Below are 19,448 nucleotides of genomic sequence, written 5' to 3'. Positions count from 1 at the left end.
GTGCCCGGCCGATTTTGCCGGGCACGGTTGAACGATTACTTGTCGATAACGCCCTGTTCGCGGGCGTTGATCTGCCAGTGCAGCAAAGCCGGGTAGGCGGTGGTGCGTTGCTGTTGTTCTGCGCTGATGGCGGATGGCGCGCTTTGCGTCAGCATCGGATTGGCCGGGTCCCAGGGGTAGCGCCCGTTGCTGCCGATGGGGGTGACGCCCTGCTCATCGATCCACAACACCTGGTTGTAGCCAAATGCCCGCGTTGCATCATCCTGCTCCGCCAGCATATTGCGCCCGCCGAGTGCGTAATAAGGGGTATCGGAGAGGCTGTAGGCGTAGAGCGTCGGGAAAATATCCTTGTGCGAACCGGGGCGTGATGGGTCAAAACGCCAGGCGGTTTGCGCCAGAATGGTTTTTGGTACGTGCAAATAGAAAGGCACGGCGCGATCGAGGAACTGTTCGTGCGGATACTGCGCTTTTAGCCGACGCATCTGATGGTCGCCGCTGGCGGCGATCAGCGTTGATTCACCCACCGGCGAGGATTTCACCGCAGTAATAAATTCCCCCAGCGCATCGGTAGCGTACTGGTAGGTAGCGGCGATGGATTCTTGTTCCTGTTGATTGACTTCAGCGTGCGCCATCATCTCAGGCCCGGCATGTACCGGGTGCGGGTGATAGCCGGCCGGAACCTGATAGGGCGGGTGATTGGTCACGGTCAGAATACTGATGAAGAGCGGCTGGCGTGCGTCTGCCAGTAAGCTTTGCGCCAGCCGAAACGCGAATTCATCCGGTACGCCCCAGTCGGTCAACATGGTGCGTGATTCCGGGTAGCGTTCCATCAGGGAACTTTGGTCGTAAATCTCATCGACGCCAAGCCGCGGCAGATAATTGCCGAAGTTACGCCACATGCGGCTGCCGGACGTGATAAATATCACTTTGTAGCCCGCTTTTTTGTAGGTGGCGTAGGGGGTGTCGTCCAGCGATTTATACTGTGCGGATGAATGACTGAGATTCTGGATTGGGCTTTGGAAAAACATCGCGGCGAACGACGGTGCCGTGCCGTTGCCTTCCGATACAAAGCGGCGGAACACAAAATCCGTAGCGAAATGCGGCCGCAGGGCACCCAGCATGTCGTTATCCGGCAGGTGGTCATACACCAGCATATTACTGCCCATGCTTTCCATCAGCGCCATCACCACGTTGGGGCGGTGTGCCGCCAGCCAGGGGTTGACGGGCGTACGGCCTTCCAGTGTGCTCAGGCCGCTTTGGGCTCGCAACTGCTCTCCGGCTGTACGCGTAACCGGCTCGAAACGGATGTCGTCGTCCCGGTCGCCCATCGCCCAGGCGGAAGCCATCAGGCCATTGGGCGTCAGTTTATTCAATATGGTGGCGGAAGAAATCTGTGAATCGTTGCGCCGCAGCGGGAAGGTGCTAAGACTACCGCGAATCATCGCGAAGAATAACAATAGACTGATGAACAGATACACCACAAACATCGTGCGGGACAGTAACCGCGGCGAACGTGTCGACAGCAGCGTTTGTCTGCCAAGGCGCGCACTCAGCCAGGCGAACAGCAACACCAGCAGCAGCGAAATCACGATCGGATAGTCCTGCCAGATGGTGGTCAGAACGGCGCGCGGGCCATCGTCAATCAGCCCGAAAGCGAAAATATCGATGTAGGTGTGATAGGTCTGATAATAAAAGTAGTTGATGATGGCGATGGCGCTGACCAGAAAGGCGCAACCGCCTAGATACCAGGGCGCGATGCGCTGCAACCAGCGCCAGCCGATGTGATGCAGGCTTATCAGCAAACCGATGACCAGCAGCGGCGCCAGCAGGATGGACACGGCGCGTAAGTCATAACGCAGCCCGGTGAGCCACATCAGCCGGATGGCCGCCTCGTGATCGTGTAGTTGCTGTACATCGGCAAACACCCAAAACATGGTCAGACGAGCGCCGGACAACAATAAACTCAGTAGTAATACTTGCCACCAGAGGGTCTTCAGCAAAGTGCGGGCGTACTGCTGGTACTTATTCATGTGCATTCTTGGGATATTATCAGTAGCCGGAATGCTACGGATTTATTTCAAAAAAATCTCAGTGGCGTGTCAGAAAGATGAAAGAAAGTATGAACGGCAGGCGGTCGCTACCGTTCAATGTTATGGGGTGGGGCGGTCAGCCAATCGGGTTGAGATAGTCAATTTTATTGACGTACCAGACCTTGGGGCCGGCGGGTGTGCTGACTACCGCTTCTTCATCCACCGCTTTTTTCAGCAGGGCGCGCGCCATCGGGGCATCAATGGAAATGTAATCTTTGCGCCCGTAGATTTCGTCCGGCCCGACGATGCGAAAGCATTTGATATCGCCGTCTTCGTTTTCCACCTCGACCCAGGCGCCGAAAAACACTTTGCCGTCCTGCTGGGGGGAGTAATCCACCACCCGCACCACTTGCAGTCGCTTGCGCAGATAACGCACCCGACGGTCGATTTCCCGCAGCAGGCGCTTATTGTAGAGGTAATCGGCATTTTCGCTGCGATCGCCCAGACTGGCGGCCCAGGCCACCTTTTCCGTGATTTCCGGGCGACGCTCTTTCCACAGATAGTTCAATTCCTGATGCAGGGCTTCATAGCCTTCGCGGGTGATCAGATCGGTTTTCATACGCTTTTCTGAAATGTGGAGATCATAAAATCGTTATAATCGACGGCGGTGAGATAACATAGCGGATAACGCGTCATTTGTGGCGTGGTTTGCGGTGCGCTATGGCAGGAACGGTTTGATTACAACGTATTTTTATATCCTTTGTAACAATTTTGCCTAGAATATATACCAGAAACGACTGTCAGTTCGTTGCGGGTTTCTGAACAATATTAGATTGTGTTTCGTAATGAAGCCAAGCGCTGGCGGCTATCACGTCTTTGGAGAAGAGAGATGCAAGAGAATTATAAAATTCTGGTTGTGGATGACGATATGCGCCTGCGAGCGTTACTGGAACGCTATCTGACCGAACAGGGTTTTCAGGTACGCAGCGTCGCCAACGCCGAACAGATGGATCGCCTGCTGACGCGCGAATCTTTCCATCTGATGGTGTTGGATTTGATGTTGCCGGGGGAAGATGGTTTGTCTATCTGCCGTCGTCTGCGCAGCCAGAGCAACCCGATGCCGATTATCATGGTGACGGCAAAAGGCGAGGAAGTGGACAGGATTGTGGGCCTGGAAATCGGTGCGGATGATTACATTCCCAAGCCGTTTAACCCCCGCGAGCTGCTGGCCCGTATTCGCGCGGTATTGCGTCGTCAGGCCAACGAGTTGCCCGGCGCGCCGTCGCAAGAAGAGGCGGTTATCGCATTCGGCAAGTTCAAACTGAATTTGGGTACGCGCGAAATGTTCCGCGACGACGAACCGATGCCGTTGACCAGCGGCGAGTTTGCGGTGCTCAAGGCGTTGGTTAGCCATCCGCGTGAGCCGCTATCCCGCGACAAACTGATGAATCTGGCCCGTGGCCGTGAGTACAGCGCCATGGAGCGCTCCATTGATGTTCAGATTTCCCGCTTGCGCCGCATGGTAGAGGAAGACCCTGCACACCCGCGTTATATCCAGACCGTATGGGGGCTGGGTTACGTTTTTGTGCCGGACGGCAGTAAAGCATGACTCGATGGCGCTTCTCACCACGCAGCGCCTTCGCCCGCACGCTGTTGCTGATTGTTACTCTGCTGTTCGTTAGCCTTGTCACCACCTATCTGGTGGTGCTTAACTTCGCGATCCTGCCCAGTATGCAACAGTTCAACAAGGTTCTGGCCTATGAGGTCAGAATGTTGATGACGGACAAACTGCAGTTGGAAGATGGTTCCACGCTGGACGTGCCCCCCGCGTTCCGGCGTGAGATTTATCGTGAACTGGGTATTTCGCTTTATACCAATGCCGCGGCGGAAGAAAGCGGGCTGCGCTGGGCGCAGCACTACAAGTTCCTGAGTCAGCAGATGGCGCAGCAACTGGGCGGGCCGACCGAAGTGCGGGTGGAAGTCAGCAAGAATACGCCGGTGGTGTGGCTGAAAACCTGGTTGTCGCCGGATATCTGGGTGCGGGTGCCGCTGACGGAGATCCATCAGGGCGACTTCTCGCCGCTGTTTCGTTATACCCTGGCGATTATGCTGCTGGTTATCGGCGGCGCCTGGCTATTTATTCGGGTGCAGAACCGGCCGCTGGTAGAGCTGGAACATGCCGCCATTCAGGTGGGTAAAGGCATTATTCCACCGCCGCTGCGCGAATACGGCGCATCGGAAGTGCGTTCGGTGACGCGCGCGTTCAATCAGATGGCATCTGGCGTCAAGTTGTTGGCGGATGACCGAACGTTACTGATGGCCGGCGTCAGCCATGACCTGCGCACGCCGTTGACCCGCATTCGCCTGGCAACCGAGATGATGAGCCAGGAAGATGAATACCTGGCGGAGTCGATCAATAAGGATATCGAAGAGTGCAACGCCATCATTGAACAGTTCATCGACTATCTGCGCACCGGCCAGGAAATGCAGATGGAAGTGGCTGATCTGAACGCGATTCTGGGTGAAGTGGTGGCATCGGAAAGCGGTTACGAGCGCGAGATTGACAGCGAACTTGCGCGGGGCGAGCTGCTCATGAAGGTCAGTCCGTTGTCCATCAAGCGGGCGGTGGCGAATCTGGTCGTGAACGCCGCCCGTTATGGTAACGGCTGGATTCGCGTCAGCAGTGGCCGGGAATTGCAGCGAGCCTGGTTTCAGGTGGAAGACGACGGCCCCGGCATCGACCCATCGCAGCTCGCACACCTGTTCCAGCCGTTTGTGCGCGGCGATAGCGCCCGCAGTACCAGCGGGACCGGGTTAGGTCTGGCGATTGTGCAACGCATCATTGACGCGCACAACGGGTCGCTGGATGTCGGCAGCAGTGAGCGAGGCGGATTACGGGTACGGGCTTACCTGCCGCTGGCGTTCCCGAATCAAGCCGGCGCTTCCACGGTACGTACGCGTGACGGCCATCGGCGCGGAATGCCGCCGTCGGCGGGCCACGGCAGGCAAGTGAAAAAATAGCGGCGAGTCGCTGCGGAAAAAACAGCAAAAACAGTCGTTAAAGAAAAAGGCGCGTTTATCGCGCCTTTTTACTGTCGGTGATGTTACCGGATGAGCGGTAGCACCTTGGTGTCGTTACAATTTAGGACCGGCGGAAACCAGCGCCGCACCGGCAGGGGTGTCGGTGTATTTATCGAAGTTAGTGATAAAGCGCTGCGCCAGATCGTGTGCCTTCTCTTCCCATTGCGCTACAGAGGCGTAGGTGTCGCGCGGATCCAGAATCGCCGGGTCCACGCCCGGCAATGCGGTCGGGATCGACAGATCAAAGATAGGCAACGTCTGGGTTTCGGCATCGTCAATGCTGCCGTTGAGGATCGCGTCGATAATGCCGCGCGTATCCTTGATGGAGATGCGCTTGCCGGTGCCGTTCCAGCCGGTATTGACCAGATAGGCTTTGGCGCCTGCCGCTTGCATACGTTTCACCAGCACTTCGGCGTACTGCGTCGGGTGCAGCGTCAGAAACGCTGCGCCAAAGCAGGCGGAGAAGGTTGGCGTCGGCTCGGTTACGCCGCGTTCGGTTCCCGCCAGTTTGGCGGTAAAACCGGACAGGAAGTGATACTGGGTCTGGTTCGCCGTCAGGCGAGACACCGGCGGCAACACGCCGAAGGCGTCGGCGGTCAGGAAAATCACCTTGGTGGCGTGCCCGGCTTTGGAAACCGGCTTCACGATATTATCGATGTGATAAATCGGGTAGGACACGCGGGTGTTCTCGGTTTTAGAACCGTCGCTGAAATCCACGCTGCCATCGGCCAGTACGGTCACGTTTTCCAGCAGCGCGTCGCGTCGGATAGCATGATAAATATCCGGCTCGGCTTCTGCGGAGAGGTTGATGGTCTTCGCGTAGCAACCGCCTTCGAAGTTGAACACGCCGTCGTCATCCCAGCCGTGCTCGTCATCGCCGATCAACTGGCGTTTCGGATCGGTGGACAGCGTGGTCTTGCCGGTGCCGGACAGGCCGAAGAACACCGCCACGTCGCCTTTCTCGCCTACGTTGGCGGAGCAATGCATGGATGCGATGCCTTTGAGCGGCAGCAGGTAGTTCATGATGGAGAACAACCCTTTCTTCATCTCGCCGCCGTACCAGGTGCCGCCGATAAGCTGAATACGCTCCGTCAGGTTGAACGCCACGAAGTTTTCCGAGTTCAGCCCTTGCTCCTGCCACTGCGGGTTAGTGCATTTCGCACCGTTCATCACGATGAAATCCGGCTCGAAACCCGGTAATTCTTCATCGCTGGGGCGGATAAACATATTTTTCACGAAGTGAGCCTGCCAGGCGACTTCAGTGATGAAACGAACCTTCAGCCGCGTGTCGGCATTCGCGCCGCAGAAAGCATCAACGACAAACACGCGTTTACCGGATAACTGGCGGGTGACCCGTTGCTTCAGGTGTTGCCAGGTTTCCTGGCTGAGCGGATGGTTGTCGTTTTTGCCTTTGCCCTGATCGGACCACCACACGGTATCGCGGGTGACATCGTCGCGGACGATGTACTTATCCTTCGGGGAACGGCCGGTGAAAATACCGGTATCAACGGCAACTGCGCCCAATTGGGTTTCGATACCGCGTTCATAGCCTTGTAGGGTGGGGGATGTTTCTTCGGTAAAAAGTAAATCGTAGCTCGGGTTGTAGACAATTTCGCGGACATCATGGATACCATAAGCCGTCAGTGCTTCTGGCGTAATGCCTTTTATCTGCATGTTGCTACTCCTAGATCGTTATAGTCGTACTGCATAGTAAGTCTAGAAGGCGAGCTTATTTTAACCACGATGACAATCAAAAAATTAAATAAATTCATTAATAACTTTGCTTATACATGTGAACAAAAAGTAATCAAATGGTTGCAATATAACCAAAATGAACGGGTAAAGTACCGGTAGTTGATGGCGGGGCTGATTATTCTGAAAACGACGGATAACCCGTTGGCGGGTTATCCGTGGCGCAGCAAGATAGCGCAGTATGCGGACAGGATTAGTGTAACGTCGGGGTATCGCTGGATTGACGAATGTCGTTGATATCCTGTGCGTTGAACAGATAATGGCTGCCGCAATAATCGCAGTGCATATCGATCTGCCCGTCTTGCGCCAGCATATCGCTGATCTCGTCGGCCGACAGCGTCATCAGTGCATCGGCACAGCGTTCCCGCGAGCAATGACACTGGAATGTGACCGGCTGCGGTTCGTACAGGATGACGTTTTCCTGATGGTACAAACGATACAACACATCATCGGCTGGCAAACCGAACAACTCTTCGCCTTTCACTGTGGCGGTTAATTGCGTGAGATGGTCGAAATCGTCACGGTTCCCCTGCTGCGCCGGCAGCACCTGCAAGAGCATCCCGGCGGCGCATTGGCGACCGTCATGCTCGCCGGTGCGAATGAACAGACGAGTCGGTAACTGCTCGGACTGTTGGAAGTAATTCTCCAGACAAGTCGCCACGTTGTCGCCATCCAGCCCGACCACGCCCTGATAACGCTCGCCTTCAGTCGGGGTAATGGTGATGACCAGATAGCCGTTGCCGACCATGTCATGCAGCGAACTATCGGGGGCAATGTCGCCTTGCAGCCGCGCCACGCCGCGCATTTGCTGCTGCTGGTTGCCGTTGATCACCGCCAGCTTCAGCGGGCCGTCGCCCTGCAACTGCACGGTGATATCGCCGCTGAATTTCAGCGTCGCGGTCAGCAGACTGGTCGCGACCAGCATGTCGCCCAGCAGATTTTTGACCGGTGTGGGGTAGTCGTGATTAGCCAGCATCTGCTGGAAGGTATCGCTTACCGTAACCAGTTCGCCGCGAACAGCATGGTTTTCGAACAGATAACGGTGCAGTTGGTCATGATTGGCCATAATTTTCTCTCGTGGTGACGACGGCTTAGAGCCTGCCCCACCAAGGCTATTTTACTTGCCATGTTGGACCTGGGCAGTGCTCGAAATCCTCACGTACTGCGTGTACGCTCCGGGTTTTCCGCGGCTTCCCGTGTCCAAACTGGCTGCGCCAATTACGCTTGGTGGGCTAGGCTCTTATTCCGCGTCACTGTACTTGAATTTGATTAAATCCCGGCGTTCTTTTTTATCCGGTCTCCGGTCCGGATGCGGCATGGATAGCGCGTTCAGTTTTCTGGCTTGCGTCAGTTGTTCACGCTTTTCAATGCTTTGCTGCGTTTCTTCATACAGCGCCTGCGCCTGTACCGCCGGGCGACGTTGATCGCTAACGGCGCGGACAATCACCGTGCGCGCGTCGTTCCCCTGGCGCAGCGTGATTTCGGCGTCCAGTTCCACCAGTTTGCCGGGTTTACTGCGCTGGCCGTTGTAGTGCACTTTACCGCCGTCGATCATCTCGCGTGCCAGTGCGCGGGTTTTGTAAAAGCGCGCCGCCCACAGCCACTTGTCCAGTCGGACTGCATTGCCGCCGTCATGTTGACTGTCTTTGCTCATGAGCACTCCTGATTACCGACAGGAACCGACTGGTGAATGCCCGGCAGCAGCGCCAGGTAATCGTTCATCGACGGGTGTTGCCGGAAGCGGTTTTCCTGCGGGCTGGTCGAGTCAGGATTACTGACGCCCAGACAATAGCGGATGCCAAAAGCTCTGGCGGCATCCAGTATCGGCTCGCTGTCATCCACAAACAGCGTGCGTTCCGGATTAAACCCGGTTTCCGCCTGCACCGCCTGCCATAAACGCTGATCTTCTTTGGGATACCCATAAGTATGGGTGGAAAGCAATAAATCAAGGTGTCTATCCAGCCCGGTATGGGCGACTTTGACCGACAGGCCATGCGGATGAGCATTGGTCAGCAGAATAGTCCGGCGACCGCTTCTGCGCAGTGCGTGCAAAAACGGTGCGGTGTCGTCGCGCAGGCGAGCGCGGTGACCAATATCGCTGGTCATCTGGCGAATATCCAGACCCAGTCGCTCGCTCCAGTAGTCAAAGCAGTACCAGTTGAGGGTATGACGCACCGCCTGATATTCCACCGCAATCAACTGCTGCGCCTGATCCAGGCTGATATCACGCTGACGGCTGAGTGATTCCGGCACTAATTGCAGCCAGAAATAGCTGTCAAACGCGAGGTCGAGCAGCGTACCGTCCATATCCAGCAAAACGGTATCGATCTCATTCCAGTTCAGTTCGGGATTCATACATACTCCAGACACTTGCCCCGTCTCCGGTTCAACCGGAAACGGGGCAGTCGATGTTATCAGCGTAGCATAACCGTTAAACGCGGCCGATCGCACCCATCGATTGAGGGGCGCGTAAGTTAGGGGTGAACCGTACTCCCGTACAAGGGGCCGGCGGCCGGTGCTTCCGGCACCAGATGACGCGCATAGTATTGCTGGATATTGGCGATACGTTGCCGGCTACGGCGGCGTTTCACCAGCAGCAATACCAGGTTCAGGATCATAATCACGCTGAAGGCCAGCAACAGCAGACAGGCGCCCAGCGAGCGCCACATGGTGACGGCATCGGGTTCGCTATGCAGCGAAATATGGCGAGTACCGTTGGCGTCGATACTGATCTGGGTGATTACGCCGCTCGCTTCAAACGGCGTATGCAGCAACAGAGAGGAAAGGCGTTGCAGTTCCTGCCATTGTTCCTGCGGCGGCAGATCGCGCAGTGGTGCGACCGGCGCCTGATGATTGACGAATTGCCGGCCTTCGTCGCTGCGAATCAGAAAACCGCCCGGCGGCGGGCTGTTCAGTGAATTGGAGGCGGTAATGATTTCACGGTTGTAGAATTCGTCGGTTGCGTTTTTCACCAGCGCATCCAGCGATTCGGCGCTGACCGGGCGTAATACTACGCTCATGCCTTTTAATGCCCCGGAACGCGCACGCTTAACCAGCAGATCCCAGTTTTTGGCGTTACCCAGATTGATCAGTGCGTTTTTGAGGCGAGTACAATCTTCTTCTTTCTCGCATAACGCATCGGTTTTCAGCACGATATCCGAGAAGTTATTTAACAAAATCATGCCGGATTTTTGGATGGCGTCCGCCAGTTGCGAGCTGACCTGATTATCGCTGGCGGCCGGGTGTAACTGTTCGTTCACCGTCTTTTGCAAGGCCGCGGTTTTCTCAATGGTATCCGATTCCGGTAATGGCAGCGGCGCAGCCTTGTTCCAGTAAATCGCCGCGCAATCGAAAGGCGCAAATGCCGAGGCTTTAGACGCGGTTGGGTTGAGACTGATCGGCGGCACATAACACATACCGCTGCCGCGCACCTGCAACTTGTCGCCGATGTGCAGCGGCATGTGCTCCAGTTCTTCTACCTGACTGACTTTAAGGCTGCTTGCACCCTGAACCCACGCCAGGCTGAGCTTCAGCGGTAGGTCAAGCGGCACCGAGGTCAGCAGTAAGGTCAGGCTAAGCAGCGCACCGGCTGCCAATACGGCGTTTTTGCCCCACTGCTGTAGCGGAAAGAATTTGACTTCGTTGTGCAACGACAGGTAATTGCCCTGACGAACGACCTGGCGGGTCAGGTAAATATCCACATCGGTTTTTCTGCCGAGGTCATAACCGATATACGGCTGCCAGTGTGGAGGATAGATAAGATCGATATTGCCGAGCGAGACGTTGCCGATCTGGCTTTGGCTGGTGTCGCTAAACAGCCCCATACATTGCGGCGTACCGTGCAGGCAGTGCACCTCGCGGAGCTCTTTTTGCGAAGGCGGTCGAAACAGTTGCCAGCCTCCCCAGGCCATCATCAGACAGGCGGCGCCGGCCAGCCAGGGCAACATCGCCAGCGGGCTGGTCAGGCTGAAGACCAGCAGCAGAAAGGCCAGGCTCAGCACCGCACTTTCGCGCAGGCCGCGTGAACGGTGCACGGCGTGTTCTTCTTTCGTTTCCTTGCGAATCGCTACCAGTTCGGTGTGTTCATGGATTTCCGGACGAATGGAGGCCTGCTCGCCTGGGATATCTGAACCGGCGAATGAATCCATCTCGTTGACGAATTCCGTCAGCGAATGACCATTTAATGAAATAACCAGCGGGATCGAACGGGTTTTGATCAGTTCGATTTCATTGTTCTGGGTGATGTATTGCTCCCAGCGCGCCGGCAGGTGGATTTCCTGAGTATCGATGTAATAGCGCCATTTGTTGGGCGCGTCGGTGCTTAACCCGTAGCGGGTAATGCTATGAGTGATGGGATACACCCGGTTGCCCGGCAATAATCGGGGCAACGTAGCCGGGACGGACGCAGAAACCGTGCTGTCCAGATGGGCCATGGTCAGATAACGTTCGATAGCAATACGCTCCGACGCGGTCAGTTGACGATGTCCTGATGGTGTAACCGGCAAACGCCTGGCGAATAGAAGACGACGATACATGAGATAGCCAATGATCCCCCCTACGGTAATCAGACCGGCAAACAATACAGCCAATATGATGAGTATTGTGCGCATATTATCTCCAGCCAACAGCGTAGGGTTCCCTCTGTTATTTCCGGATAGTAACAAAACTACACGAACAATGTTAACCCACGTCGTACAGTTAATGACTGAATTAACCGAATATTACTTGTTTAACACTGTATGGTAGCAAGCGAAACGAGGAGCGAGAATGAGGAAAGTCTGAATTTTTTCTGATGAATCGATCGCTGATCTTCACCACGATAAGAATGTCATTTGTATAAAAAAAACTAATATGTTCGCATTGTTGCTAATTTGTAAATTCATCATGATGGAGTTGCAGCTACTGTTAATGTTAACGCACAATGTGACTCACTGAATATTCTTTAGGAAACAGCAGCCCTACCGCTTGGTGTTCCGTGTCGGTATTGACCTGAACGGGGAAAGCCTGTTGATGTTTCCTCATCGAGGCCACGATGAATAATAACCTGCAAAAACCCAAAATCCTCAAGGTTGAGACCGTAGCCCGTTCACATCTGTTCAATGTGGAATCCGTTGATCTGGAATTTAGCAACGGTGAACGCCGTATCTATGAACGTATGCGCCCATCGGGCCGCGAAGCGGTGATGATCGTACCGGTTATCGGCGATGAACTGCTGTTGATTCGCGAATATGCGGTCGGTATCGAGCAGTATGAGCTGGGGTTTCCCAAAGGCCTGATTGACCCGGGTGAAACGGTGTTTGAGGCGGCGAACCGTGAGCTGATGGAAGAGGTTGGGTTTGGCGCACAACAGTTTGAATTGTTATCTACCCTGACGATGGCACCTTCTTATTTTTCCAGTTGCATGAATATCGTGGTGGCGAACGGCCTCTACCCTCAACGCCTGCAAGGCGATGAGCCGGAACCGTTGCAACTGGTGCGCTGGCCGTTAGCGGAGATGATGGCGCTGCTGAAAGAACCGGATTTCCGCGAAGCGCGCAACGTGAGCGCACTATTTTTAGCGCAACAGTTTTTAGCGCAATCAGCTAAATAGCGGCCGACGGTTGCCGGTATTGCCGTCCGGGCGGCGGTGCAACCAGTGACGTTCGGTGTGAATCCCTAAAGAAAAAGGCGCATATCGCGCCTTTTTCTTCTGGTGATGACGGTCTTGCCGCTGTCGCTGTCGGCGGTGTACCCGCCGAGAGGATCAGAACAGTTCCTCCGCTTGACCGCTGCTGGTGTTGAACAGGGTGGTCCCTGCATCATGCACGGCCCGTTCGTTGGGCTGCGTCCCGTCGATGAAATATTCCTGACGGCTGTTTGCGCCGCCATCCGACAGTTTGCCGCTGCTGCGATCGATAGTGACCGTGACGACCCCCTGCGGCGGCGGCGTCTTCTGCTCCGGTACGCCGTTCAGCGCGACCTTCATAAAGTCGTCCCAGGCCGGCTCGGCGCTTTTCGCACCGCCTTCGTAACCGGAAATCTGGTCGCGAATCACACCGGATGCCGACGTCCGGCCAAGGTCCCGTCGATGATCGTCAAAACCAATCCATACGGAGGCGACGACATTGGGGCCGTAACCTGAGAACCAGGCGTCTTTCGAGTTATTGGTGGTGCCGGTTTTACCGCCGATGTCGTGGCGTTGCAGTACCTTACCGGCACGCCAGCCGGTTCCCATCCAACCCGGTTCACCGAATACGTTACTGTTGAGCGCGTCTTTGATCAGGAATGCCAAAGGCGTACTGATGACATGCGGCGCGTAAGGCTGCATCGCTGCTTGTCTGGCCACTTCCGACGGGGTAATCGGGTCAACCTGCGGCGCCGCCTGCACCGGATTTTCCTGCGATGTCGCGACATTTTCCATGCTGTCGTCCGACAAGACGGCGGAACGTTGCGTATCCCCGTAAATCACCGGCAGATTGCAGGTATCGCAGACGATTTTCGGCATCGCGGTGAAGAGGTTATTACCGGCGGCATTATCGATTTTGGTGATGAAGTAAGGGTCCACCAAATAGCCGCCGTTGGCCATGACCGAGTAACCGCGAACCACCTGTAACGGCGTAAAAGAGGCCGCGCCGAGCGCCAGCGATTCGGTATGTACGATATTCTGTTCCGGGAAACCGAAGCGTTCCAGATAATTGGCGGCGTAATCCACGCCCATGGCGCGCATGGCGCGCACCATCACCACGTTCTTCGACTGCCCCAGCCCCTGACGTAAACGGATTGGGCCGTCATACACCGCCGGCGAGTTTTTCGGGCTCCAGTCGGAACCGGCACCCGGATCCCAGCGCGTAATCGGCGCGTCGTTAAGGATAGTCGCCAGCGTCAGGCCTTTATCCATCGCTGCGGTGTACAGGAACGGCTTGATGTTCGACCCGACCTGCCGCAACGCCTGCGTGGCGCGGTTGAACTTGCTTTGGTTGAAATCGAAACCGCCGACCAGCGCCAGTATCGCGCCGTCTTTCGGATTGAGCGACACCAACGCCGAGTTAACGTCGGGCACCTGTGCCAGCCACCAGTCGTTATCGACTTTGCGTACCCAGATTTGCTGGCCGGCTTCCAGTACGTCGGTGACCCGTTTGGGCGTGGGGCCTTGCTGATCATCGGAACGGTAGGCGCGGGCCCAGCGTACCCCGACCATCGGCAGTTCGATTTTGTCTCCGCTCGCCAGTATGGCATGGGCTTTGTCTGCGCCGGCATCGGTCACGACCGCCGGGAAAAGCAGCCCGTAAACCGGCAGTTTTTTCAGTGCTTCGACAATCTTGTCTTGCGTCAGGGCCGGTATGCCGACTTTCCACAACACCTGGTCCGGCCCGCGATAGCCGTGGCGCATGTCATAAGCGATGACATTGTTGTGTACGGCGTCTTCCGCTGCCAGTTGCAACTTACGGGTGATGGTGGTGTAGACCTGATAACCGTCGTTATACGCATCCTCGCCGTAGCGTTTCACCATTTCCTGACGCACCATTTCAGCCAGATACGGCGCGGAGAAAGCGATTTCCGGCGCGTGATAATCCGCCACCAGTTTTTCGCTACGGGCTTGATTGTACTGCACCTGTGTAATGTAGTTTTCGTCCAGCATACGAGACAACACCACATTACGGCGAGCAACGGCGCGATCGTAGGAATAGAGCGGGTTGAAGGTAGACGGAGCCTTCGGCAGGCCGGCAATCATCGCCATCTGCGCCAACGTCAACTGGTCAACCGGGCGGCCGAAATACACTTGCGCCGCCGCACCGACGCCGTAAGCGCGGTAACCCAGATAGATCTTGTTCAGATACAGCTCAAGGATTTCTTCTTTAGTCAGCGTTTGCTCAATGCGAATCGCCAGAAACACTTCCTTGATTTTACGCAGCAGCGTGCGTTCCGGGCTCAGGAAGAAGTTTCTCGCCAACTGCTGGGTGATGGTACTGGCCCCCTGCGATGCGTGGCCGGAAGTCAGGGCGATTAACGCCGCACGGATGATCCCCTGCGGGTCAACGCCGTGATGCTCAAAAAAACGGCTGTCTTCCGTTGCGATAAACGCGTTCACCAGTGTCGGCGGGATCTGATCCAGCTTCAGCGGGATACGCCGTTTTTCACCGAACTGGGCGATCAGTTCGCCATCGGCGCTGTAAACCTGCATTGGAGTCTGCAGGCGAACATCTTTCAGCGTGGCGACATCGGGTAATTGTGGCTCGATATAGCGATAGAGGCCATAGAGCGAAGCAACTCCCAGCAGAATGCAACTCACTGCAAGGATGAATAGGTACTTTACGAACTTCACCGGAGATTTTCCATTCAGTAGCAATTGAATAGTTTATAAACAGACGGGCGCTAGTATAAAGGGAAGCCAGCAAGGTGGATATACCCGTCGTCTTTCAGGTTACAGGCGCATGGCTGCTCTCTGTTCCCGGCCCTTTCCTCTTGAGGGTAAGGCAAAATAACCGGGCATTACTCTGCTGTCGCCCTGCCTGCATCTCGACGCCCATCGGGTATCTGTTCTGTTGTGAAACGATAAGGAGATCGAACATTCATGGCTTATCCCATCTGGCAGGTTGGGCTGGACATCCAGAACGGTTTTATACGTGCTATGGCCGTACAACGCCGCCGATATGGCTGGCAATTGCGCCATTGGTGGCAGTTGCCGTTACCGGATGGCACATTACGCGGCGGTAGTCTACATCATCCTACCGAACTTTGTACGGTTCTTCGTCAATGGCGGCAGGAATTGCCACGATTTGTTTCATTGAGGTTGGGGTTTCCCGCCCCGCGAGTGTTGCAACAGCGGTTGGCGATGCCGGACCGGCGATTGCGTGAACCTCAGCGCGGCGACTATATCCGCAAAATGGCGGTCAAGGCGTTGCCGGTTAGCGGCGACGATTTGGCGCTGGATTATCGCCCCGACCCGCAAACCCCCAATATGCTGTTGGTGACGGCGGCACGCCAAACTGAGCTGGATGTCTGGCTGCATTGTTTGCGCGATGCCGGCTTGCAACCCGACGCGGTGGATATTACGCCTTGTGCGCTGCGTTGTATGGCCGCCCGTGCCGGACTGGCGGACGACCGTTTGCTGTTGCACCGTTTTGACGATCACTGGTTGTGGGTGTCGCCGCTGAAAGCGCCTTTGGCGTTTGGCACGTTTCATCCGGATGACATGGCGGATGGCGCGACAGATATTCAGGTAGAGCCTGATCTCATAAAGTATGTGAGTACCTGCTATCAAAAAGAGGTGCCGCCTGTTGCCTATCTTAGCGCCTCAACGCCGGCCGGGTTGCAACACACCTCTGCCTCTCTGGCGGCCTGGTCGCCCCTGACGGCATTTAGCCAGCAACAGCCCCCGTTACCGGCGTTTCCCGCGGCTTTTGCTATCGCCGGCGGGCTGGCTATCCGCCCGGAGGATTCACCATGCTGACCGTCAATCTCTTGGTATGGCGCCCGCGTTTGTTATATCGGCGTATGCGGCTAAGTCTGTTGCTGTCCGGCATTGTGCTGCTGGGGATCGGGGGGGCGGCGGCCATACTTCGTGGGCACTACCAGCAACAACGAATGTGGTGGACGCAACAAATAGAGTGGGTAGTGCTGCAATCACCGCGTTATGAGCAGCTTTATCTTCAGACGTTCGCCGCCTGGCAGCAGCGGGAAACCCGACTGGCGCAACAGGCGGCGCAGGAGCAGAGCCGGCGACGGAATCAGCGTTATCAGATCTTGCTTGAGCAACTGCCCATCGTACTGCCGGATTCGCTATGGCTGACGGAAATTAGCGATGACGGTTCACGAATCCATGTATCCGGAGTGAGTAATCACTATTCTGCGGTTGTCGCCTTGACGAATGCAATGGCGGTATTACCTCACATCGCGGATGCCGACGTACAACAGACGGCGCGTGATCCACAAAACCGCGCTCGGCTGAATTTTTCGCTGCGCTTTTACTGGCAGGATGTCGCCGAGTCTGGAGAAAAAGCGTGATGCGGCGGCTTTATCCTCAGCTCGCACACTGGCTGAGTGCGCCGTTGTGGCTATGGTTACTGGCACCGTCAGCGGCGATCCTGTTGGCGGCGCTTATCGGCGGTGGCGTGTGGATGTCGGCAGAGCGGCAGCACCTGCGGCAACTCAAGCAGCAGTATCGGGATGGTGAGAACGCCATTGAGCAGTGGCGGCGCAAAATTACGCCGTTACCCGATTTGCACTCGCTGCAGCGTTGGCTGGCCGGGCAGCCCTTATCCGCGCAGGACTGGCCGTTAAATCGCATCTCGTCGCTGCTGGATGCACCGCTGCATGACAGCGGCGTGCATCTGGAAGTCTGGCAGCCATTATCGGCGCAAGCGCGTCATGGCTCCTCTCCCGCTTGGCGACTGGTTTTCAATGCCGAATACGGGGAAACACTGGATTTCCTGTCTCGGTTTAGCCGGTTGCCGGTAGTGCTGCGTATCGATCGCATTTCGATCCGAAAGGTTCCCGCCGGGTTACGTACCGAACTGCAATTGTCGCTGCCACAACCGTCGGAGGCCAAACCATGAAAAGAGGGTGGATCGGGATACTGCGGGCCGGTTTGTTTCTGTGCTGCATGGGCGCCGAAGCGGTGACGCGCGACCCATTCCAGCCGTTATCAACGGCTTCATGCGATGACAACCCGGTGAAGGATAAGTGGCAATTGAAAGGGATGGTAGGGTCATCGTCGCAGTGGGTTGGATGGTTGTTCCAGCCCCAAAGCCACTGGTTGCGTGTTCGTGACGGGGACGTGCTGCCTTTGGGCGATTGGCAGGTTATGCGGCTCGACCGTAGCGGCGTCGTGTTACGCACGACCGGCGGGCAGGGGCGCTGTGGGACGGCGGAGATTCATCTTAATGCGCCTTTTCATCACAACATGGAGTGAGATATGCAAACAGGACGTTTTCCCAACGGGCGATTCCGCCGCTACGGCTGGCTGGTGATGTTATTTGGCAGCATGTTGGCCGAAGCCAGCCGCGACGAGCCGGTTTCGCTGGCATTTGATGATGTGCCGGTCCAGCGTGTATTGCAGGCGCTGGCGGACCATCAGCAGCTTAATCTGGTCGTAGCCCCAGGTGTGGCAGGCAATGTTAGCCTGAATTTGCAACAGGTTCCCTGGCAGCAGGCGCTGGATATTATTTTGCGTATGGGGCAACTGACGCTTGAACGGCAGGACAGCGTCATGATGGTTTACCCCGATACGGTGATGAAAGACCGGCAGCAGAAACAGGAAGAACTGGCGGCTAAACAACGCCAGCAACTGCCGTTGCAGAACGTGTCCGTCACTTTGCAGTACGCAGAGGCCGCCGATGTGGTGGCCAATTTGCAAAGCCAGCGCGGTACGTTGCTGACGGAACGCGGCAACGTGACCGTAGACAAACGCACCAATACCTTGTTGGTCCGGGATGTGGGTTCGGCGCTGGAGCAAATTCGTCCCTGGATTGAGGAACTGGATAAGCCGTTATCACAGGTACAACTGGCGGCGCACATCGTTACCATCAGTAGCGAGCATCTCAAGGCATTGGGCGTTAATTGGGGGCTGGGCGATGGCATGGCGACGGGGCAAGCGCTGCAAATGAATAATTTTAACGTCAGCTTGCCGATAGAATCGCCCGCCATTAACGCCGGTTTTCATCTGGCAAAGTTGAATGGACGACTGCTGGATCTGGAATTGATGGCGCTGGAACAAGAAAACGAGGTGGAGATCATTGCCAGTCCACGTTTGTTTACTGCGCATCAGCAGACGGCCAGCATCAAACAAGGTACGGAAATCCCGTATCAGGTATCCAGCGGTGCGAGCGGTTCGACATCGATAGAGTTTAAAGAAGCGGTACTGGGCATGGAGGTCACGCCGCGGATTCTGCATGGCGGGCAGATTACGCTCAATCTGCTGATTAGCCAGAATATGCCGGGGCGCGCCATTAAGCAGGGGGAAAACGGGGAGATTCTGGCGATCGACAAACAGGAGATCCAGACTCAGGTTACCGTTCAGGATGGCGAAACCATTGTGCTGGGCGGTATTTTCCAGCAACAAAAAAATCAGGCGGAACGTCAGGTGCCGGGGTTAGGGGCGTTGCCTGGCATCGGTGCGTGGTTCCGTAGCGGCAACCGGCAGCATACCCGACGCGAACTGGTGATCTTCATTACGCCGACCTTGATTCAGGCGGCTAAACGCAAGCCCGCAGCCTGATTAACGACCCCGGCGGACAACGGGGTTTAGCCGCCCGCTTTAATAAATAGTGTCCTTCATCAATAAATAGTGTCCTTCATCGTTTGACGATACCGTCGTTTTAGCATACAAGGATAGCGGCTTGAGCACGGAAGTGGTGTTACATCAGCGGTGTATACCCCAACGCACTTCAAGTTGCAGGACAAAATGCGGGCGTTTTGAGCAACGCGCCGTGTTGGCCCTTCAGGGCGAAGCCCGGTAATGGGCTGAGTAAGAAAGCCGACTTTCCTGCAACATGAAGTATGACGAGTGTAGATAAAACGTACGGTTTATCGCTGCCTGGTTCGTGTGGCATTTTATTCGGTTGCCAAACTACCCTGAGTATTGAGATAATTTTTTGTCTGATTCTC

The 19,448-nt window shown here is 55.9% G+C and carries 16 protein-coding genes; 8 read left to right on the top strand and 8 right to left on the bottom strand.

Annotated features, from left to right (window positions below; translation table 11 throughout):
- Positions 1 to 35: 35 nt before the first annotated feature.
- Together FDP13_RS10515 and greB are read right to left on the bottom strand one after the other, a co-directional pair.
- A complete protein-coding gene (locus FDP13_RS10515; protein WP_143839409.1) occupies positions 36 to 2,030 on the bottom strand; it encodes an LTA synthase family protein in 1,995 nt (664 codons plus the stop codon).
- Positions 2,031 to 2,166: 136 nt separating this feature from the next.
- Positions 2,167 to 2,649 carry a transcription elongation factor GreB gene (greB, locus tag FDP13_RS10510; RefSeq protein ID WP_033575488.1) on the bottom strand — a complete coding sequence of 161 codons (483 nt, stop codon included), beginning with the start codon at positions 2,647 to 2,649 and terminating at the stop codon, positions 2,167 to 2,169.
- A 270-nt stretch (positions 2,650 to 2,919) separates the two neighbouring features.
- Here greB and ompR point away from each other — a divergent pair, with 270 nt between their 5' ends.
- Together ompR and envZ are read left to right on the top strand one after the other, a co-directional pair.
- On the top strand, positions 2,920 to 3,639 hold the full coding sequence (gene ompR, locus FDP13_RS10505; protein ID WP_001157747.1) for a two-component system response regulator OmpR: 720 nt from the start codon (positions 2,920 to 2,922) through the stop codon (positions 3,637 to 3,639).
- Positions 3,636 to 5,051, top strand: coding sequence for a two-component system sensor histidine kinase EnvZ (gene envZ, locus FDP13_RS10500; protein ID WP_033575489.1), 1,416 nt, complete (start codon positions 3,636 to 3,638; stop codon positions 5,049 to 5,051). The genes ompR and envZ overlap by 4 nt, the downstream gene beginning before the upstream one ends.
- 114 nt (positions 5,052 to 5,165) lie before the next feature.
- On the opposite strand, the gene pckA is transcribed toward envZ, so the two are convergent.
- From pckA to FDP13_RS10475, 5 genes are all read right to left on the bottom strand, one after another.
- Positions 5,166 to 6,785: a phosphoenolpyruvate carboxykinase (ATP) gene (gene pckA, locus FDP13_RS10495; protein WP_033575490.1), complete on the bottom strand. Its 1,620-nt coding sequence runs from the start codon at positions 6,783 to 6,785 to the stop codon at positions 5,166 to 5,168.
- 271 nt (positions 6,786 to 7,056) lie between these two features.
- Positions 7,057 to 7,929 carry an Hsp33 family molecular chaperone HslO gene (gene hslO / locus FDP13_RS10490; RefSeq protein ID WP_143839408.1) on the bottom strand — a complete coding sequence of 291 codons (873 nt, stop codon included), beginning with the start codon at positions 7,927 to 7,929 and terminating at the stop codon, positions 7,057 to 7,059.
- 174 nt (positions 7,930 to 8,103) lie between these two features.
- Positions 8,104 to 8,517 carry a ribosome-associated heat shock protein Hsp15 gene (hslR, locus tag FDP13_RS10485; RefSeq protein ID WP_143839407.1) on the bottom strand — a complete coding sequence of 138 codons (414 nt, stop codon included), beginning with the start codon at positions 8,515 to 8,517 and terminating at the stop codon, positions 8,104 to 8,106.
- On the bottom strand, positions 8,514 to 9,218 hold the full coding sequence (gene yrfG, locus FDP13_RS10480; RefSeq protein WP_033575492.1) for a GMP/IMP nucleotidase: 705 nt from the start codon (positions 9,216 to 9,218) through the stop codon (positions 8,514 to 8,516). The genes hslR and yrfG overlap by 4 nt, the downstream gene beginning before the upstream one ends.
- Positions 9,219 to 9,337: 119 nt before the next feature.
- Positions 9,338 to 11,473, bottom strand: a complete 2,136-nt coding sequence (locus tag FDP13_RS10475) for an intracellular growth attenuator family protein (RefSeq protein WP_143839405.1) — start codon at positions 11,471 to 11,473, stop codon at positions 9,338 to 9,340.
- 422 nt (positions 11,474 to 11,895) lie between these two features.
- On the opposite strand from FDP13_RS10475, the gene nudE reads away from it, so the two are divergent.
- Positions 11,896 to 12,453 (top strand): ADP compounds hydrolase NudE, encoded by a 558-nt coding sequence (gene nudE, locus FDP13_RS10470; protein WP_143839404.1) that lies wholly within the window; start codon positions 11,896 to 11,898, stop codon positions 12,451 to 12,453.
- Between the two features lie 153 nt (positions 12,454 to 12,606).
- Here nudE and mrcA read toward each other — a convergent pair whose 3' ends face one another.
- On the bottom strand, positions 12,607 to 15,165 hold the full coding sequence (gene mrcA, locus FDP13_RS10465; RefSeq protein ID WP_143839403.1) for a peptidoglycan glycosyltransferase/peptidoglycan DD-transpeptidase MrcA: 2,559 nt from the start codon (positions 15,163 to 15,165) through the stop codon (positions 12,607 to 12,609).
- Between the two features lie 249 nt (positions 15,166 to 15,414).
- Between mrcA and pilM the strand changes: the two genes are divergently transcribed.
- From pilM to hofQ, 5 genes are read left to right on the top strand one after another with little or no spacing between them, the layout of a single operon-like run.
- On the top strand, positions 15,415 to 16,293 hold the full coding sequence (gene pilM / locus FDP13_RS10460) for a type IV pilus biogenesis protein PilM (protein WP_012768036.1): 879 nt from the start codon (positions 15,415 to 15,417) through the stop codon (positions 16,291 to 16,293).
- Positions 16,287 to 16,847 (top strand): PilN domain-containing protein, encoded by a 561-nt coding sequence (locus tag FDP13_RS10455; protein ID WP_143839401.1) that lies wholly within the window; start codon positions 16,287 to 16,289, stop codon positions 16,845 to 16,847. The genes pilM and FDP13_RS10455 overlap by 7 nt, the downstream gene beginning before the upstream one ends.
- Positions 16,847 to 17,398 (top strand): hypothetical protein, encoded by a 552-nt coding sequence (locus tag FDP13_RS10450; protein WP_012768038.1) that lies wholly within the window; start codon positions 16,847 to 16,849, stop codon positions 17,396 to 17,398. Before FDP13_RS10455 ends, FDP13_RS10450 begins: the two co-directional genes overlap by 1 nt.
- Positions 17,395 to 17,754, top strand: a complete 360-nt coding sequence (locus tag FDP13_RS10445; RefSeq protein ID WP_012768039.1) for a HofP DNA utilization family protein — start codon at positions 17,395 to 17,397, stop codon at positions 17,752 to 17,754. Before FDP13_RS10450 ends, FDP13_RS10445 begins: the two co-directional genes overlap by 4 nt.
- 3 nt (positions 17,755 to 17,757) lie before the next feature.
- A complete protein-coding gene (gene hofQ, locus FDP13_RS10440) occupies positions 17,758 to 19,059 on the top strand; it encodes a DNA uptake porin HofQ (protein WP_143839400.1) in 1,302 nt (433 codons plus the stop codon).
- The last annotated feature ends 389 nt before the right edge of the window (positions 19,060 to 19,448 follow it).

This window comes from Dickeya sp. ws52 (assembly GCF_007210685.1).
Lineage (GTDB): Bacteria > Pseudomonadota > Gammaproteobacteria > Enterobacterales > Enterobacteriaceae > Dickeya > Dickeya chrysanthemi.
The sequence above is the reverse complement of the archived record's forward strand: the minus strand, read 5'-3'. Positions and strand labels throughout refer to the sequence as shown.

Coding starts and splice junctions, on each gene's coding strand:
- FDP13_RS10515 (WP_143839409.1), bottom strand. CDS start 2,030: ATGAATAAGTACCAGCAGTACGCCCGCACTTTGCTGAAGACCCTCTGG.
- greB (WP_033575488.1), bottom strand. CDS start 2,649: ATGAAAACCGATCTGATCACCCGCGAAGGCTATGAAGCCCTGCATCAG.
- ompR (WP_001157747.1), top strand. CDS start 2,920: ATGCAAGAGAATTATAAAATTCTGGTTGTGGATGACGATATGCGCCTG.
- envZ (WP_033575489.1), top strand. CDS start 3,636: ATGACTCGATGGCGCTTCTCACCACGCAGCGCCTTCGCCCGCACGCTG.
- pckA (WP_033575490.1), bottom strand. CDS start 6,785: ATGCAGATAAAAGGCATTACGCCAGAAGCACTGACGGCTTATGGTATC.
- hslO (WP_143839408.1), bottom strand. CDS start 7,929: ATGGCCAATCATGACCAACTGCACCGTTATCTGTTCGAAAACCATGCT.
- hslR (WP_143839407.1), bottom strand. CDS start 8,517: ATGAGCAAAGACAGTCAACATGACGGCGGCAATGCAGTCCGACTGGAC.
- yrfG (WP_033575492.1), bottom strand. CDS start 9,218: ATGAATCCCGAACTGAACTGGAATGAGATCGATACCGTTTTGCTGGAT.
- FDP13_RS10475 (WP_143839405.1), bottom strand. CDS start 11,473: ATGCGCACAATACTCATCATATTGGCTGTATTGTTTGCCGGTCTGATT.
- nudE (WP_143839404.1), top strand. CDS start 11,896: ATGAATAATAACCTGCAAAAACCCAAAATCCTCAAGGTTGAGACCGTA.
- pilM (WP_012768036.1), top strand. CDS start 15,415: ATGGCTTATCCCATCTGGCAGGTTGGGCTGGACATCCAGAACGGTTTT.
- FDP13_RS10455 (WP_143839401.1), top strand. CDS start 16,287: ATGCTGACCGTCAATCTCTTGGTATGGCGCCCGCGTTTGTTATATCGG.
- FDP13_RS10450 (WP_012768038.1), top strand. CDS start 16,847: ATGCGGCGGCTTTATCCTCAGCTCGCACACTGGCTGAGTGCGCCGTTG.
- FDP13_RS10445 (WP_012768039.1), top strand. CDS start 17,395: ATGAAAAGAGGGTGGATCGGGATACTGCGGGCCGGTTTGTTTCTGTGC.
- hofQ (WP_143839400.1), top strand. CDS start 17,758: ATGCAAACAGGACGTTTTCCCAACGGGCGATTCCGCCGCTACGGCTGG.